The following is a 16,697-nucleotide window of genomic DNA, read 5'->3' as shown; positions in this document are numbered from 1 at the left end:
TTCCGGAGCCCCCCCATGGCCAAGCCACTCGAGGAATACGCGCGCAAGCGCGATTTCAACGCCACGCCCGAGCCAAGCGGCAAATCCGGCCGCAGCAAAGCGGCTCACGCGTTACAGTTCTGCATCCAGAAACATGACGCCAGCCATTTGCACTATGATTTCCGGCTGGAGCTGGACGGCACGCTCAAAAGTTGGGCGATTCCAAAGGGTCCTTCCCTGGATCCGAAAGTCAAACGCCTGGCCGTGCATGTCGAAGACCATCCGCTCGATTACGCCACCTTCGAAGGCCACATTCCGGAAGGTCACTACGGTGGGGGCGATGTCATCGTCTGGGACCGTGGAGTCTGGGAACCCGATGGTGACCCGCATGAGGGTTACAAAAAAGGCAAACTGCGTTTTCGCCTGCAAGGCGAGAAGCTTGCGGGCATGTGGAACCTGTTCCGCACACGGCTGGCTGGCAAGAAAGAGCAGTGGATGCTGGTCAAGTCGAATGACAGCCAGGCCCGCAGCGAGGCGCAGTACAGCATTGTCGAAGACCAGCCCGACAGCGTGATCAGCGACCGCACTCTGGTTGCCAAGCAATCCGCCAAAACGGCCAAACCCGGCAAAGGCAAGCCTGCCCCGACCAAGCAAGCCGCCAAGTCCAAGCCCGCTAAGTTGCCAGAACATGTGCAGCCGCAGTTGGCCACGTTGGTCGACTCACCCCCGTCGGGGGACTGGCGGTATGAGGTGAAGTACGACGGTTATCGCATCCTCGCGCGCATCGAGGGCGATGATGTGCGGCTCTACACCCGCAATGGCCATGACTGGAGCGCCAAGATGCCGGGCCAAATCGCTGCGCTACGCGCGTTGGGTGTGGACTCTGCGTGGCTCGATGGGGAGATGGTCGTCAATGACGACCAAGGGGTTGCCGACTTCCAGGCCTTACAGAACGCATTCGATACCGCGCATGACGAACAAATCACCTATTACGTCTTCGACCTGCCGTTTCTGGGCGGTCAAGATCTACGCGCCCTACCCTTGCAGCAGCGACGCGACGCGTTGGAGCGCTTGCTTGAGCACAACACTGCTGACAACCTCAAGTACTCTGCGGACTTCGACGAGCCGGTTGAAGCGTTGCTCGAGAGCGCTTGTAAGCTGGGCCTTGAAGGCTTGATCGGCAAGCGGGCCGACAGCAGCTATTCCGGCACGCGCAGTGCCGACTGGATCAAGCTCAAGTGCAAGCGGCGGCAGGAGTTTGTAGTGGTCGGCTACACCGACCCCAAGGGCAGCCGCAGTGGGTTCGGCGCCTTGCTATTGGCCCTGCACGACGATGCAGGCATGCTGCGTTACGCCGGCAAGGTGGGCACCGGGTTCAGTGCCACCACCCTTGACACATTGCACGCACAACTCGAACCCCTACAAACTGCCCAACCCACTGTAGCCAACCCCCCAACCGGCGCCGAAGCCCGAGGGATACATTGGCTCGAGCCCAAGTTGCTGGCCGAGATCGCCTTTGCCCAGATGACCCGTGACGGCGTAGTACGCCACGCGGTATTCCACGGTTTGCGCGACGACAAACCGGCGACCGATATCGACCTGGAGCGTGCCATGCCGAGCAAGACCGTCCATCAGCGCAAGGCGGACAAGGGCACCGAGACGCTGGGTGACTTGCGCCTGACCCACCCTGATCGCGTGATTGACCCTTCCTCTGGCATGACCAAGCGTGACGTCGTCGAATACTACGCCCAGGTCAGCCAATGGATCTTGCCCCACCTCAAGAATCGGCCGGTTGCGCTCGTGCGTGCGCCAGACGGCCTCGCCGGGGAACTGTTTTTCCAGAAAAACGCGGGCCAGCTGCACATCCCAAACGTGCGTACGTACGGCAAAGAGGAAGCCGGCCAGGCCGCCATGGTCATCAACCGCCCTGACACCTTGCTGGGCGCCGTACAGATGAACATGCTTGAACTGCACACCTGGAACGCCACCGACACGCAGTTCGACCGGCCAGACCGTTTCGTGCTCGACCTGGACCCTGACCCGGCCCTGCCGTGGAAGGCAATGCTGGAGGCCACACAGCTAACCCTGACCCTGCTGGACGAACTGGGTCTGAAGGTGTTCATCAAGACCAGCGGGGGCAAAGGTATCCACCTGGTTGTCCCGCTAACGAGAAAAGCGAGTTGGGACGAGGTCAAGGATTTCAGCCACGCCATCGTCACCTACCTGGCAAAACTGTTCCCTGATCGGCTCACCGCAGTGTCCGGCCCCAAGAACCGTGTAGGCCGCATCTTCATCGACTACTTGCGCAATGGCAAAGGTGCCACCACGGTGTGTGCTTACTCGCTGCGCGCTCGCGAGGGCTTGCCGGTATCAGTGCCGGTCTGGCGTGAAGAACTGGCGCAGCTCAAGGGCGCCAATCAGTGGACCATCGCCACAATAGGTGAGCGACTGGCCGATACCCAAGACCCTTGGGCCGATATGAGCAAGACCCGTCAATCCATCACGGCGCGGATGCGCAAACAACTTGGGCTCACGTGATGGGCGACGCCCAACGCGACAGGGAGTTACGCGCATGAGCATGCCTCAGAACTATGACCTCACCCAGCTGGACCGCTTGTTGCGCACCTATGACGAGCGGCTGCAGCCGCTCAATGTCGATACCCAGTTACTTGAACTGATGAAAGCTTTGCAGGCCCATTGCCTGGATATTCTGCCAAGGCCGGGCCACGGCAATACGCTTGAGCGTTGGCAGACCTTGTCGCGGGTCGCCGGCTGTGACCTGGTATTGACCAAGCTCTATGAAGGGCATACGGACGCTTTGGCGATCCTGGCCGAGTGTGGTGCTGGCCATCTTTCGTCTGACGGGATCTGGGGCGTGTGGGCCGCAGAGCCCCCGGATGCTCGTGCCGTCATCACCTCCCGAGACGGGGGCCGTGTCCGCCTCGGCGGAAAGAAAGCGTGGTGTTCGGGCGCCTTGCAAATCGACCAGGCATTGATCACTGCCTGGGACGAGTCCGGTCAGCCACAGCTGGTTGCCATCCGCTTGGCCGACCCAACCTTGGGCCTCAATATCGAGCACTGGCAGGCTGTGGGCATGGCCAGCACTGCCAGTGTCGAGGTCGAATTCAACGACACACCTGGTGTACTGGTCGGTGCGGCGGGCCAATATTTGTCCAGGCCGGGCTTCTGGCACGGCGGCGCAGGCATAGCCGCCTGCTGGTATGGGGCGGCCGAGGCGCTGGCCGAATACCTGCGCGAGCACTGCCGCAAACCCAAACCAGACCCCCACGCAGACGCGCACCTGGGCGCTGTAGATGCCGCCCTATGCGGCGCTCGGGCGGCATTGCGTGAATGTGCTGCCTGGATCGATCGCAACCCAAGCGCCGATGCCAGCCTGATCGTGCAACGCGTGCGCGCCCAGGTCGAACACGCCGTGGAACACGTCATGCGTCATGTGGGCCGCGCATTGGGTGCAACCCCGTTCTGCCGTAATGCCCACTTTGCGCGCTTGAGCGCAGACCTGCCGGTGTTCATCCGCCAAAGTCACGCCGAACGAGACCTTGCAGCCCTCGGCGCACAGACCGCACAGCTTTCTTCCGGAGCATGGCAGCTATGAGTGAAGACCTGATCCAGTCCAATGACGGTACGCCCTGGTCAGCGTGGCAGCACTCGGCCCATCTGGCCCGGGCCACTTGGCTCAATGCACACCAGCTTTGCCCGCCTGGTCGGCGCCTGGTGCTGATCGCACCCCATCCGGATGACGAGATTCTCATGGCCGGCGGTCTGCTGGCCGATTTTGCCGGCCGTGAAGAGGACCTGGTGCTGATCTCGGCGACCGACGGCGAAGGCAGCCATCCCGGCTCGCCCCGCTGGACAGAGCATCGCCTGCGTCGCGACCGGCCGCAAGAAAGCCGCAAGGCCATCGAGCAACTCGGGCTGGACCCCAAGCGCATCGATTGGCGCCGTCTGCACCTCAAGGACAGTCAGCTGGCCAGAGAGGAGGCCTTTCTGGTCGGCCATCTTACTCAGCTACTGCGCCCTGAGGATGTGCTGATGACGACCTGGCGGGGTGACGGCCACTGCGATCACGAAGCCGTAGGCCGTGCCGGCGCACAGGCAGCGTTGGCGCGTAGCGCCCAGCTGGTGGAAGTCCCCGTGTGGGCATGGCACTGGGGCCAACCTGACGATCCACGTCTGCCTTGGGAGCGCGCGCACCGCTTGCAACTCAATGAGGGCCAGGTGGCACGCAAGCGCAAAGCCATTGCTGCACACGTCAGCCAGTTCGAGCCTGACGGTTGCGCACCGCCGGTGCTACGCCCCAACCTGCTGGACTGCGTGCTACAGCCCTTCGAACTGGTCTTCTTGTAAAAGGATTCGCCATGAGTATCGATGCCCAGTATTTTGCCGACCTGTATGCCGCCAACGAAGACCCTTGGGCCTTTCGTACCCGCTGGTATGAAAAACGCAAGCGCGACCTGGTCATGGCAAGCCTCCCGCGGCAGTGTTACGAACGGGTGTTCGAGCCCGCCTGCGCCAATGGCGAACTCAGTGTGCTGCTGGCCGAACGCTGTGCCGAGCTGGTGTGCCAGGACCTCGACCCGAAGGCCGTGGGCTTGGCCACTGATCGCCTGGCCGATGTCCGCCACGCACAGGTCGAACGCGCCCGCCTGCCTGCCGACTGGCCAGGCGGACGTTTCGATCTGATCGTGCTCAGCGAAGTGGGCTACTACCTTGATCCCACCGACTGGTTGCAGGTAATCGAACAGTCTGTCGCCAGCTTGTCCTACGACGGCGGCCTGCTGGCGTGTCACTGGAAGCACCCGATTGCCGGGTGCCCCCAGGACGGGCGCGAGGTACACCGAATGCTGTCCAAACACCTGCCGCTGTACCCGGTGTTCTGCCACGACGAAGCCGACTTCATCATGGCCTACTGGTCGAATCAGCCCAGCGTGGTAGACCTGGACGAGACGTGCATATGATCGGCATCGTCATTCCGGCCCACAACGAAGCCCGGCGTCTGGGTCGATGCCTGAAGGCTGCCTCGGCTGCGGCCCAACACGCTGCGGTAGCCGGTCATGAGGTCGATATTCTGGTGGTGCTCGATCGCTGTACCGACGGCACCGCCGCCGTCGCCCGGCGCCATGGTGCACACACCTTCGCCATCGATGCCGGTAATGTCGGCATGGCTCGGCGCGCGGGCGCAGAATGGATGCTCGCGCGCGGCGCCACATGGCTCGCCTGCACAGACGCCGACAGCCAGGTCCCTGCCCACTGGCTGACGTCACAGCTCGAATGCGGCGCTGAAGTCGTCTGCGGTACGGTCCATGTGAGCCACTGGCAGCCCTGGCAGACCGCTGCGTTGCGCAAGCTCTACCTGAGCCGCTACGAGGCACGTGACGGTCATCGTCATATTCATGGAGCCAATCTCGGTGTGAGCGCCCAGGCGTATCAGCGCGTCGACGGCTTCCAGCCTCTGGCGGCCCATGAGGATGTTCGCCTGGTGCGAGACCTGGAAGCACTGGGGGTGCAGATCAGTTGGTCTGCCGGGCACAGTGTGGCGACCAGCAGCCGGCGCGAGTGTCGAGCACGCGAAGGGTTTGGCGATTACCTGGCCGGCCTGCAGGAGCACCTGCAGGCCTAGCAGGTGTGAGTGTACTCAGGAAGCCTTGCGCGTGCGTTTGGCGGGCTTCTTGGCCGTAGTCGGTTTCTTCTTGGGAGGCGCCGTGCTTTTGCCGCCGAGGCTGCGCTTGAGCAGCTCGGTGAGGTCGATGATATCTGCACTCTTCTCGCCGCTGCTGTCCTCGCCCTTCTCCACCGTCTCGATCTTGCCTTTGCTGGCTTTTTCAGCCACCAGCTCCATGATCGTGTCCCGAAACGCGTCGTGATACTCGTCCGGTGACCAGGTGCCGGCCATGTCTTCAACCAGACGCTTGGCCATGTCCAGTTCCCGTTTGTCCACCTTGGCCTTGGTCACAGTCGTGTCCAGTTCAAGGGTATCGAGCCCACGTACTTCATCGGGCCAGCGCAACGTGATCATTACCAGGGCTTCGTCCAGGGGTCGGATAAGCGCAAGGTGCTGGCGTGTGTGCAGCACGACTGTCGCCAAAGCCACTTTGCCGGTGGTGGCCAGCGTTTCGCGCAACAGCGCATAGACCTTGCCGCCGCGCCGGTCAGGGCTCAGGTAATAAGGGGTGTCGAAGTGTTGAAGGGGAATTTCCCCTGCGTCCACGAATGAAAAGATGTCGATGGTCTGGGTGGCCTCCGGACGGGCCTTGCGGATCTCCTGTTCACTGATCACCACATAGCGGCCCTTCTCGAACTCCACGCCCTTGACGATGTTTTCCTTTTCGATGTCCTTGCCGGTGATCTTGTTGATGCGCTTGTAGCCCACTGGATCCATGCTGCGCTTGTCCAGCCAGTCAAAATCAACGCGTTCACTGCTGACGGCGGAGTTGAGCGCCACGGGGATGTGTACCAAACCGAAACTGATGGCGCCTTTCCAGATTGCCCTGGCCATTGACATGCTCCCTGAGTGATCTGCTGATACCTCAAATGACTGCGCCACAGCGACAAAGGTTTAACCGCAGTGCCCGGTGGCTCCCACAGCCATAGGCAGATATTCAGGCAGGATTGAAGAGCACCCGCTTGAAGGCTTCTGCCGCCAAGTGCACCTGCACGGACCAGTCGGTGGCTGCATCGCTCCCGGCATCGTCCGAGATGTATTTCAGGCACACGAACGGGATGTCCTCGGACCGTGCGACAAGCGCCAGCGCATAGGCCTCCATGTCGACCACGTCATAGGGCGCATCACCGTGGCTGATCTCGAAATTATCGCCAGTGCCACAGGTTTCGATAGGCAGCCCCGCAATGGCCAGCCCATGTTCAAGTACGACAGGGATGTCGGAAAGCGGCGTTTCATAGCGCGCAAACCCGAGAGGGGTGACGTCCATGTCGCGCTGGACGAACCGTGTGCAGCACACCAGGCTGCCTTTGCCATGCAGCCGGCTGCCTGCCGAGCCGAGATTGACGATGAGCCTGGGCCTGCGTGTATTGACAGCGCGGGTGAGCGCGATGGCCGCGTTCACCTTGCCAATACCGGTGAAAACCGTATTCAGATGCCCGAACAGACCGCCCGCCTCTGCCTCCAGGGCAAAGACGAACAGCGTGTCTTCCAGGGCGACACGGGGGAACAGCGGGGTCAGCATCATGGCTACGGTCCTTGGAGAAACGGATGTCGATCCCGCTATTCTCATTGAACCGGTGGTTAGGTCAAGGATGCGTCTCTACAGGCAGATCTGATCCAGCAGCACCACGATGGTCCAGGGGCGTCGGTAACACCCCAGTCTCAACGATTGCGCGTAACCGTCAGCGCTACCGCAGCAATACGTTCCACTCGCTCATAGCCGGGCTCCAACAGTTGCTCGCCGAACACGTCAGGGTCGATCTCTCGATAGACCCAGGAAAATTCAGGGCCGGCCAGCTGCTCGCGAACGCCTTCGAGCAAAGCGTCTTCGCCTTCGACGATAGCAACGCCGGTATACAGCAATAATGATCCCCCCACACTCAGTCGCTCGAGACTTTGTTCGATGATACGTCGCGAAAGCTCCGCCCCAAGCGATCCACCACCATGGCGATACGTGCGTTCCCCATCATCAAGCATGTAGGGCGGATTGGCCACGATCAGGTCGAACTCACCTGTCACGTCCTGCAGAATATCGCTTTGCTGTACAGACACATTACCGATGTCGGCAAGTGCCGTATTGACCGCAGTAAAACGCAGCGCCTTGGGGTTGATATCCACGGCGGTCACCTGCGCGTGCTGCGCAGCACGGGCAATCACCAGTGCGCCCACCCCTGTGCCACAGCCAATGTCCACTGCACGCTCTATGCGCTTGGGCGTCGATTGCAGGTGATCCTGGATGACATGAGCGAACCGGTAACTGTCGGGGCCGAAGAACACCGCATCGCTGGCCTGCGTAGGGTAGGCCGAGTGCACCAGTAGCAGCCCGTCGAGGCTCGACCAACGGACGGTGCTGGCCAATAAGTCTCGATGAGACTTCACCACGCCAGCGGTCTTCATCAAGTCCAGCTCATCGGCCGAAAGCATCGAGCCGGCAAATGGCCGGCTCCAACCGAATACATCCCGGACGGTGCAAGCCTTCTCAGCGCCTGGTCGCGCATTAACCAATGCATGGGTCGCCGGTGTCACGCAGGTAAAGTGGTAACCATCAGCGCGAAGGCGCTTTCCTAGCTGCAGCAGGGCCTGGTCAGCGGCTGTCTGAGGTGAATCGAGGGGCATCAGTGAGATCCTTCCTGGAGCAGGCCAGTGGCCTGTATGTAAGCCTGGGTCGCGGCGAGTCCTTCGGGCGTCGCATGTTTGTTGCCGGACATGGCACAGATCAACGTATCAATATCGTGGTGCGCAGGGCGCTGCCGCTGGGTACCCGGCATCTGGTCCTGCAATTGCAGGGCCGCCTCCCAGCTGCCGGGTAACACACGGCGAATGCGCGATTGTGAACCCGCGGCGATCCAATCGTGCCACAGCTGCTTCTCGTAGGCGGTAAATACGCCATACATGGGCGCGGTCGGCCCCTCGATCAGCGTCCACCAGCGGCTCTGCTCAGGGGCTTCGCCGCGGCGAATCCAACCCTGGGCCTGCATGGCGTCAAGAAAGGCCGGCATGGCGCCTGGCTCGGTCAGCCATTGGTTGATGGTGCGTTTTTGCAGACGGCAGTGGTCCGAGTGCATGAACTGCCCAAAATTGCGCTTGTGCTCCAGGGCCTGGAGCAGCTCAGCTTCCAAGTCGAAACTTGCGATGAGCGCAGGGGTGCTGGTCCCTAGATCATTAAGGCGGTAGCCCCGACGGACCCGCTCATAAAAGCCTGCCACGTCATCAGCCGGGCACAACTGGCGCAGGGCCTGGAGCGACAGATGGGCATGACCGCTGGCTGCATTGTCGATGGTGACGTGCAACTGGAAGTAAAATCCGTCGATGCCCAGCTCAGCCAATTCGTAAGTTGTGATCAACAAGTGCAAAGGCGGTTGTTCGTAGCCAAGGTTGTAGCCGATCACTTCAGGTAAATAGTCCTGGCCATACTCGCCAAGGGCCAATTGCAAGGACGCCTGCAGGTAACGGGAATCGTCCAGGTCCGGGCGATCCAGGCAGCCGAGCCGGCTCATCAGGCGCTGGTAGATCAGCACGTGATTGCAGCGAGGGTCACCGCTGCCCAGCTCCTCGAGGTAGGTACGGATCAGGCCGTGGTAGCGTGGATCTCGCCATTGACGCAGGGCACTGAACAGCCAGGCGCCGTCTACAACCTTGGTGGGCTCGACTTGCTGCAGGAACCACAACGCCTGGGCGCGGTTGGCGAAATAGCGCCGTGGGGCGCCCTGCTTGCGCTGCTCCAGGTACGCCTTGTATCCCTCGGCCACACCGGCAGCGTGCTGCAAGCTCCAGGCGTCGAGTTGCGTTGGGTCATCCGGCAGGTCATCAGGCATGCTCCGAGCCTGCGCCAACTGGCTATCGAGCCAGGCCCGGCTACTGGTGTCCTGGCCCTCGAGCAGGGCGTGATAGCGATCTTTCAGGCTGGGAGCGATAGATGGGGCTTGGACCATCGCGGCGGTCTGGCGGGTCATGACCGTCATGGCGTATTCCTCGTGCGCGTATTATTGGTTGGCTTTCTGCCCTGGCATCGACTCAGGGGCTGGCGCAGAACGGGGTGCGGTTTGTTCGTCAGGTTTTTGCATCTGCAAGGACGGCTTGCTGGCATCGGAGTCCTTGCCGGGGTGATTGTTGTCGCGGTCGAAACACCCGCCGACGAGGGTCAAGGCGCCCATGAGAGTGATCAGTGGGAATGTGCGCATGGCAGGCTCCTTGTTCGAAGAAACGCAATGCCAGGCGAACCTGGCATTGCAAGGCTTCACTTACGACTTGCCGCCTTTGCGGCCCGACTCGCTGGAGTGGCCGCCGCTTGCCTGCCCTCCCTTCTTGCCGGCTTCGGAAGCCTTTTCACGGTCATTGGCGAAGTTGCCCGAATTTTTGCTACCGCCCTGGCTGCCCTGCTGGTTACCGCTACGGCTGTTGTCTTTAGTGGCCATGATCTGAAACCTCTTATGACTTCGGAATGCACGGCGCCAATGCCGTACATGACTTGGGAGTCCACCGGTGCGCGAGGATTCGCATTATCGAGAAGGCTTCTGACAAACGGCGTTAAAGAAGGGTCAGCCCAATAGTTGGCGTACCTGTCAGCGGCGATGGCTTTCGTCGCGTCGACCTTGCTGGCCACCGAGCCAATGCCCGGTTGCGGCCCAGCAGACGGCAAGTAGTGCTCCGATTAGCATGGCCACCTGTGGATGATCTCCCATCAGGTCCAGGGCCCGCTTTATCCAGCCGCTGACCGCATCCCCGCCTCGGTAGACCACGGTATCGATGAAGTTCTTGGCCTTGTACTTGTCTTCGGCGCTGACCACGGTGAACAGCATCTCGCGGCCAGGCCGAACCAGGGCATACTCGCCGGCCCGCCGTACGACCATCACGATGACGAACAGGGCGAAGACAGGCGACAAGGCCAGGCACATGAACCCGGCAGCCATGGCCAGCGGCACTGCCACCAGCAACACCCGCACCCCAAGGCGTCGAGCGAGCCGACCGGTGAAAAACAGCTGCGTGAGAATGGCCAGTGCCTGAACGACTGTATCTATTGCGCCGAACACCTGCGTCTGCCGAGTACGGTCGGTGAAGGTATCACTGACAATGCGAGCCTGTTCGAAATAGAGGAATGTGCTGACACTGGCCAGCAGCACGACGAACAGAGCAATACCGAGCAGGTAAGGCGTGCGTATTACCGCCGTTGCACCGGAAAACGGATTGCCGCCCAGTGCGCGGCCCTCGCAGGGGGGATCGCGGGTCGGGAGTGGATTATTCGTGCGCCAACGCTGCAACACCCAGGCGGCCAGTACGCTGCCCAGCAGCAACACCGCCGCGAGCGTCAACAAACCGGGGTGTCCAAGGGGCGCCACCAGCAGCGTGCCGAGCAGCGGCCCGCACAATCCGCCCAAGCTCGCCCCTGCTGCCAGTACGCCGAACAGGCGCTTGCCTTGCTCGGTGCTGAACAGGTCGGCAAGTACGCTCCAGGCCAGCGAGATACTCAGTAGATTGAATACCGACAACCAGATATAGAACGCCCGGGCCACCCAAGGCCCGTCGGGATGGCGTGCCAATAGCGCGGCAAAGGCAAGCAGGTTGCAGATGAAGAAGCCATAGGTCCAGGGCAATATGTGCCGGCGCCGTACACGGGAGGCCATCCAACCAAACACAGGCAGGCAAACCAACGTGGCGATGAAGGTACCGGTGAACAGCCATTGCAGGTTTTCGACGCCACCGGCAACGCCCATGGTTTCGCGTACCGGCCGGAGCATGAAATACCCCGTGAACAGCATGAAGAACAGTAGGCTGCCTGCCAGAACCGCTGGCGCTTCCCCAGGCCGCATGTCCAGCATCTGCTGCAGGCGCTGTCGCCGCGTCACCATGGTCTCAGGCGAACTGTTTGATCAGCGCTTGCTGCTGCGCCTGGGTAAGCATCGGACCCTGCCCTGCCTTGAGTTGGTCCAACTGGCGATCCAGTCGGCCAGTGGCCGGTATCACGGCGGTGACTGCCGGGTGGCTGAGTGCGAACTTCAGGAACAACTGGGCCCAGCTACCGATGCCCTGTTCCTGCGCCCAGTCTGGAAGGGCGCGATCCTTGACCGTCGCGAACAGACGACCGTCATCGAAGGCGCGGTTGATCAGCACCGCCACGCCCTTGTCACGGCACAAGGGAAGAAGCTCACGCGCAGCGCCAGGGGCATTGACTGCGTAATTGATCTGGATGAAGTCCAGAGCCTGGCTGCGCACGATCGCGGCCACCTGGTCGTGTCCCGAGTCCAGATAGTGGGTGATGCCCACATAGCGCGTCTTGCCCTGTTGCTTGAGTTCACGTGCATAGGGCAACTGCTGTTGCCAGTCGCGCAAATTGTGCACCTGTAGCAGGTCCACCTTGTCCGTGCGCAGGCTGCGAAGCGTGCCGTCCCATTGGGCCTTGGCATCTGCGCGGCTGTTGGCGGCGATCTTGGTGGCAATGAAGCACTGGCGGTGCCACCCGCCTTCGGCGAGCAATTGACCCAGGAAGCTGTCGGCGCCGCCATAGTTGGGAGAGGTGTCGATGACCCGACCCCCACCTTTGAAGAAGGCGTCAAGCACCTGATACAGCTGCCGGTAGTCCGCTGAGCCGGCCTCGACTTCGAAGCTGCCTGACGTGCCGGCGCCGATCACCGGCAGTAGCTCACCCGTTGACGGAATCGGCCGCGACAGCAGGCTCGCCGGTGCAGCTGCGCTCAGCCATGGGCTGGTGGCCAGCAGACCGATCGCAGCGCCCGCACGTAGGACATCCCGACGTCCATACATAGGAAATCTCCGTAACAGAGCGGAAATATCCAATGCTAGTTCGTGGGAGCCGTCTTGCGATCATCTTGTGTATCTGGATGTTTAAGCCTCAGGCTGCAACAGCAGGCGCAAATCCAGCGAACCCTGCGCCATCGGCGGGCACCAGTAGTAGCCCCCGGTCAGCGGGCGTGTGAACTGATACAGGGCATCGATCACACCGTCCTCCAGCCCGCTCATGCGGCGCAGCTGAACCTCGAACGAGGTGAAAGACGTACCCAGCGCCACGAACGCCAGCCCTGCACCGCGGGTATCAGCCCAGGAAACCGAGCGACGCACCATGAATGCCTCGGGTGCATAGCTTTCCTGGGCAGTGCGCTTCACATGGGCGGACTCAGGCGCATCATCCAGTTCCTCGTTATCGCTCAGGCGCCGGCCGATGATGTTGTCCTGCACCTGCTGTGGCAGCGATTTGAAGTAGTGCATGTCGTGCTTCCACAGCTGGAACGCGGCGAAGCTCGACCCCTGCAAGCCAGGCGCGCCCTCACCCAGGATGGCGGCTTCGATGGCGTCGTCGCCGCTGGGGTTTTCCGTGCCGTCTTCGTAGCCCGTCAGATCCCGGCCGCCTCGGTGGAGGAAGCCATCAACGTGATCAACCAGCGCAAAGGCTGGGCTCAATAGACGCTCCAGCGCCTGGGCCTGCAGATACAGGTCCCCGCGTTCGTCACCCCGCAACCACAGCCACAGCGCGTGCTGGGTACTGGGGTTCTCGACCGCGGCGTCCAGCAGCGGGAACGGGGTCAGGCCTTCGATCTGGGCGTTCAGGGCTTTTGCCAAAGGGGCACCCACACCCAGTGTCACGCGCAGGCCGTCGACATGGCCCAGCAAGGCATCGAGGGCCGCAGGCACGGCCTCGGTTGACTCGATGGAGAAGAACAGGTGACGCGCGTGCACCGGCACGGGCGTGGCAAGCAGACCTTGCTGATACGGCATGAAGGGCGAGTCCTGGGCTGAAAAGCGCGCATGCTACTGCGCAGACCCCGGCAGTGCAATCTGTGCCCAGGATTGGCTGGATCGAGCGGGACATCTGCACAGGTAAGGCTCCCATGCGCTTGAAGTCTCAGTGACCGACGTGTTTGTTGCGCCGCAGCTCGCGCACCAGCCGCTTCAAGGGTGGGGCGTAGAAAAAACCGAACGACACGCTACCCTTGCGCCCTTTGACGGCGTGGTGCAGCCGATGCGCGCGGTGCAGGCGCGTCAAGTAGCGCCCCATCGGGCGCACCGTGCGAGGCCAGTGACGGTGAAATAAGCCATCATGCGCAATCACGTACAGCGCGCCGTAAGCCGCCACCCCGCCTCCGACCCACTGCAATGGCGCATGCCCGGCTTTGCCGACCGCCACCAGTGCCAGCGAAATCACCGCCAGTGCCAGCAGGTACACGTCGTTGGTTTCGAGCACGCCCAGATGGGGTTCGTGGTGCGAGCGATGCAGCCACCAGCCCCAGCCATGCATGATGTACTTGTGCGCCAAGGTGCCGACACCCTCCATGGCCACCAGTGTGCCAAGCAGGACGAGGATATTGAACAGCATGGATCAGCCCGCAACGGTTCAGAAAAGGCAAAAGGTTAACCATTGACCGTGGATTTTTCCATCGTACCGGCAGGCTTGTCAGGCATTTACCGATGAAGCCATTGTCATGTTTTTACCCTTGACCTGATCGAGGGTCGGGCTTATCGTCCGCGCCGCACTTTTGCATTCACCAATAGGAGCCCTGCATTGGACACTAGCCCCAGTCGCTTGCGACAGGCCCACGCGGCGCGCTAGCCCGGCAGTCTCCCACGCTGCCTGGCCGAGTTGCCGAGGCAGCCGATGCACAGCATCGCCCCCTCCTTCCCCCCTGTGGTCCTTTCGCATCTCTGGTTTTTACCACCGCGCTTTCTTGAGTGATGGCGTTAGAACGGGCCTGTGCCCGTGGAAGAGGTTCGTAATGGATTGGAAAGTATTTCTGCTGCGTGTCAGCACCGCCCTGCTGCTGGGGGCTTTGATCGGCGCCGAACGCCAACTGCGTCAGCGCTTGACTGGCCTGCGCACCAACGGCCTGGTCAGCACGGGTGCCTGTCTGTTCGTACTGATGACCCAGGCGGTTCCGGGCATGGCGCCTACCGACGCCTCCCGGGTGGCGGCCTATGTGGTGTCGGGTATCGGTTTTCTGGGCGGCGGCGTCATCATGCGTGACGGCTTCAATGTGCGGGGGCTGAACACCGCGGCAACGCTGTGGTGCACCGCTGCCATCGGCGTACTGTGCAGCCTGGGGCTGCTGCTCGAAGCAGGCCTGGGCGCCGTGGTCGTGCTGTGCGCCAACATCTTGCTACGGGATATCGCCCAACGCCTGGACCGCCAGGAGGTGGTGCCTGCCACGGAGGTGGAACAGCAGTTCGAGGTGCGTATCGTCTGTCGAGCCCAGGATGAGATCCAGGTACGCAGCTTGATGCTGCATAGCCTCGGCGAGCCTGATCTGCGCCTGCAGTCCTTGCACAGCGAGGACTTGCCAGACCCGGCCCGCCTGGAAGTGCGTGCCCAGTTGCTGGGTACCTCACAGGCGCCCGCCCAGTTGGAGCGGCTGGTCAGCCGGGTGAGCCTGGAGAAGGGCGTCAGTTCGGTACGTTGGCAACTTCAGGCATGAAGTCCATGCCCGCCAGGGGTAAGCGGGGCTTTCTACATCCCCATGCGGTTCTTAAGGGGCTGCGACCGCGTAGCGGTCCCGGCCCTGGCGCTTGGCTTCATAGAGTGCCGCATCTGCGGCTTCGAGCAGTTGCTGTGGACTCTGTTCACTGCGCGTGGGTTCTGCCACTGCAATACCCGCACTGAAAGAGACGATCCCCAGTGGACTGCCCGCATGCACCAGCATCTCCTTGCGTAGAGCTTGCTGCAGCGTCTCGACAAACGCCATCGCTCCGCGTACATCCGTGTCGGGTAACAGCAAGGTAAATTCCTCGCCCCCGTAGCGTACGGCCAGGTCTGCCGGGCGCTGGGCGGCTTGGCGCAGCAGTTCGCCGAAGCGTTGCAAGCACTGATCGCCTGCCGCATGTCCGTAACGGTCGTTGTAGGCCTTGAAATGATCAAGGTCGAGCATCACCACGCACACCGGATACGCCTGGCGCCGAGCCCTGCGCAGCTCGGGCTCGAACACCGCGTCCAGCCTGCGACGATTACCCAACCCGGTCAGGCTGTCGGTCAGGGCAAGGGTCTTGAGGGTCTGGTGGGCCTGGTGCAAGGCGCGCTCGATCACGATGCGTTCGCGCACCTGGCGCAGGACCACCCAACCGAACAGCGCAAGGACCATGACCAGCACCAGTAACACCACCAGCGATTTGATCGCATCCTGGCGCCAGGGGGCGATGATTGACTCGCGTGACAGGCCCGCTTCGACCACCAGCGGGTAGCTGGCCAAGGCTCGGTAAGCGTACAGGCGCGGTGTACCATCGACGACGGCCACCGCTTCGACCAACCCTTGGGCTGCATAGGGCAGGTGGTGCTTGAAAATATCGCTGTTGGCCAGGTTACGCTCAAGCAGCGGTTCGACGAATGGGCGCCGCACCAGGATCGTACCGTCGCGCTTGGCCAGCACCAGCGCACCACGTTCGTCGATCTTGAATTCGCCGTAGTAACGCACGAACCAGTCGACCTTGATGGTCCCAAGCAGTACGCCCGCAAAACGCCCATCCGGGTAATTAAGGCGCCGAGAAATGGGTACGATCAGATCGCCCGTCGAGCGGCTGCGTACTACTGCACCGATGCGAATGACGCTATCGGGGTGGTCGCGGTGGTAGATGAAGTAATCACGGTCGCCATTGTTAGCGGCCGGCGGCGTTGCCGAGCGGTCAGTGACGAGCCAGCGACCATGGCTGTCGTAGATGAACAGGCCGTGGAGCTGAGGAATGATGCGCACCTGTTGGCTGAGCAACCCATGCATGCGCTTGCGATCCAAGTGCTCGAACCCATCGCCTTGCACGCGCTCCACCAGCGCCGCACTGATGGAATCGACCTGGCGAATGGCATCCTCGGCATGCTGGGCGGTGGCCTGGGCCAGATTGGTCACCATGTTCGCGGCATTGTGGAACGCGTCCCGGTAATCACGCCAGATTCGCCAGCCCTCAACGGCTGCGAACGTGGTCATGACCACCAGCATGAACGCCAGCACCAGGCGAAACAGGGCCACCGCTCGTCCCTGGCCCGCCAGCGCAAGGGCTTTTTCTTCATCGGTCTGCCTGGCGCTTCGCATGCACATCCCCTGCACGT

17 protein-coding genes are annotated in these 16,697 nt (G+C 61.9%); 6 read left to right on the top strand and 11 right to left on the bottom strand.

The window, feature by feature from the left end:
* Positions 1 to 15 precede the first annotated feature (15 nt).
* From ligD to FS767_RS12215, 5 genes are read left to right on the top strand one after another with little or no spacing between them, the layout of a single operon-like run.
* The gene (ligD, locus tag FS767_RS12235; RefSeq protein WP_144965844.1) at positions 16 to 2,517 is read left to right on the top strand and encodes a DNA ligase D; all 2,502 of its coding nucleotides are present in this window, start codon (positions 16 to 18) and stop codon (positions 2,515 to 2,517) included.
* 34 nt (positions 2,518 to 2,551) lie between these two features.
* Entirely contained in the window at positions 2,552 to 3,595 is a 1,044-nt protein-coding gene (locus tag FS767_RS12230; protein WP_144965842.1) for an acyl-CoA dehydrogenase family protein, read from the top strand.
* The gene (locus FS767_RS12225) at positions 3,592 to 4,347 is read left to right on the top strand and encodes a PIG-L deacetylase family protein (protein WP_144965840.1); all 756 of its coding nucleotides are present in this window, start codon (positions 3,592 to 3,594) and stop codon (positions 4,345 to 4,347) included. Before FS767_RS12230 ends, FS767_RS12225 begins: the two co-directional genes overlap by 4 nt.
* A gap of 11 nt (positions 4,348 to 4,358) precedes the next feature.
* Positions 4,359 to 4,958, top strand: coding sequence for a bifunctional 2-polyprenyl-6-hydroxyphenol methylase/3-demethylubiquinol 3-O-methyltransferase UbiG (locus tag FS767_RS12220; RefSeq protein WP_144965838.1), 600 nt, complete (start codon positions 4,359 to 4,361; stop codon positions 4,956 to 4,958).
* Positions 4,955 to 5,620 (top strand): glycosyltransferase family 2 protein, encoded by a 666-nt coding sequence (locus FS767_RS12215; protein WP_144965836.1) that lies wholly within the window; start codon positions 4,955 to 4,957, stop codon positions 5,618 to 5,620. Before FS767_RS12220 ends, FS767_RS12215 begins: the two co-directional genes overlap by 4 nt.
* A gap of 15 nt (positions 5,621 to 5,635) precedes the next feature.
* On the opposite strand, the gene FS767_RS12210 is transcribed toward FS767_RS12215, so the two are convergent.
* From FS767_RS12210 to FS767_RS12165, 10 genes are all read right to left on the bottom strand, one after another.
* Positions 5,636 to 6,496, bottom strand: a complete 861-nt coding sequence (locus FS767_RS12210; protein WP_144965834.1) for a Ku protein — start codon at positions 6,494 to 6,496, stop codon at positions 5,636 to 5,638.
* A gap of 103 nt (positions 6,497 to 6,599) precedes the next feature.
* The gene (locus FS767_RS12205; protein WP_144965831.1) at positions 6,600 to 7,187 is read right to left on the bottom strand and encodes a nucleosidase; all 588 of its coding nucleotides are present in this window, start codon (positions 7,185 to 7,187) and stop codon (positions 6,600 to 6,602) included.
* Positions 7,188 to 7,324: 137 nt separating this feature from the next.
* Entirely contained in the window at positions 7,325 to 8,278 is a 954-nt protein-coding gene (locus FS767_RS12200; RefSeq protein ID WP_144965829.1) for a class I SAM-dependent methyltransferase, read from the bottom strand.
* Positions 8,278 to 9,624, bottom strand: a complete 1,347-nt coding sequence (locus tag FS767_RS12195) for an iron-containing redox enzyme family protein (protein ID WP_144965828.1) — start codon at positions 9,622 to 9,624, stop codon at positions 8,278 to 8,280. Before FS767_RS12195 ends, FS767_RS12200 begins: the two co-directional genes overlap by 1 nt.
* A 21-nt stretch (positions 9,625 to 9,645) precedes the next feature.
* Positions 9,646 to 9,843 carry a hypothetical protein gene (locus FS767_RS12190; RefSeq protein WP_058604580.1) on the bottom strand — a complete coding sequence of 66 codons (198 nt, stop codon included), beginning with the start codon at positions 9,841 to 9,843 and terminating at the stop codon, positions 9,646 to 9,648.
* A 60-nt stretch (positions 9,844 to 9,903) separates the two neighbouring features.
* Positions 9,904 to 10,077, bottom strand: coding sequence for a general stress protein (locus FS767_RS12185; RefSeq protein ID WP_023535600.1), 174 nt, complete (start codon positions 10,075 to 10,077; stop codon positions 9,904 to 9,906).
* A 147-nt stretch (positions 10,078 to 10,224) separates the two neighbouring features.
* Positions 10,225 to 11,508, bottom strand: a complete 1,284-nt coding sequence (locus tag FS767_RS12180) for an NTP/NDP exchange transporter (RefSeq protein WP_144965825.1) — start codon at positions 11,506 to 11,508, stop codon at positions 10,225 to 10,227.
* A 4-nt stretch (positions 11,509 to 11,512) separates the two neighbouring features.
* A complete protein-coding gene (locus FS767_RS12175; protein ID WP_144965823.1) occupies positions 11,513 to 12,421 on the bottom strand; it encodes an aldo/keto reductase in 909 nt (302 codons plus the stop codon).
* 81 nt (positions 12,422 to 12,502) lie between these two features.
* Positions 12,503 to 13,390 (bottom strand): Dyp-type peroxidase, encoded by an 888-nt coding sequence (locus FS767_RS12170; RefSeq protein WP_058604576.1) that lies wholly within the window; start codon positions 13,388 to 13,390, stop codon positions 12,503 to 12,505.
* A 127-nt stretch (positions 13,391 to 13,517) separates the two neighbouring features.
* Complete coding sequence (locus tag FS767_RS12165) at positions 13,518 to 13,988, bottom strand: sterol desaturase family protein (RefSeq protein ID WP_144965821.1); 471 nt, start codon at positions 13,986 to 13,988, stop codon at positions 13,518 to 13,520.
* A 397-nt stretch (positions 13,989 to 14,385) separates the two neighbouring features.
* Between FS767_RS12165 and FS767_RS12160 the strand changes: the two genes are divergently transcribed.
* A complete protein-coding gene (locus FS767_RS12160) occupies positions 14,386 to 15,081 on the top strand; it encodes an MgtC/SapB family protein (RefSeq protein ID WP_144965818.1) in 696 nt (231 codons plus the stop codon).
* A gap of 51 nt (positions 15,082 to 15,132) precedes the next feature.
* Here the strand turns inward: FS767_RS12160 and FS767_RS12155 are convergent, their stop codons facing one another.
* Positions 15,133 to 16,680: a sensor domain-containing diguanylate cyclase gene (locus tag FS767_RS12155; protein ID WP_144965816.1), complete on the bottom strand. Its 1,548-nt coding sequence runs from the start codon at positions 16,678 to 16,680 to the stop codon at positions 15,133 to 15,135.
* Positions 16,681 to 16,697: the final 17 nt, after the last annotated feature.

It is taken from the genome of Pseudomonas sp. DE0010 (genome assembly GCF_007680745.1).
GTDB lineage: Bacteria > Pseudomonadota > Gammaproteobacteria > Pseudomonadales > Pseudomonadaceae > Aquipseudomonas > Aquipseudomonas parafulva_B.
Note: the sequence above shows the minus strand (reverse complement) of the source record. Positions and strands in the feature narration are given on the sequence as shown.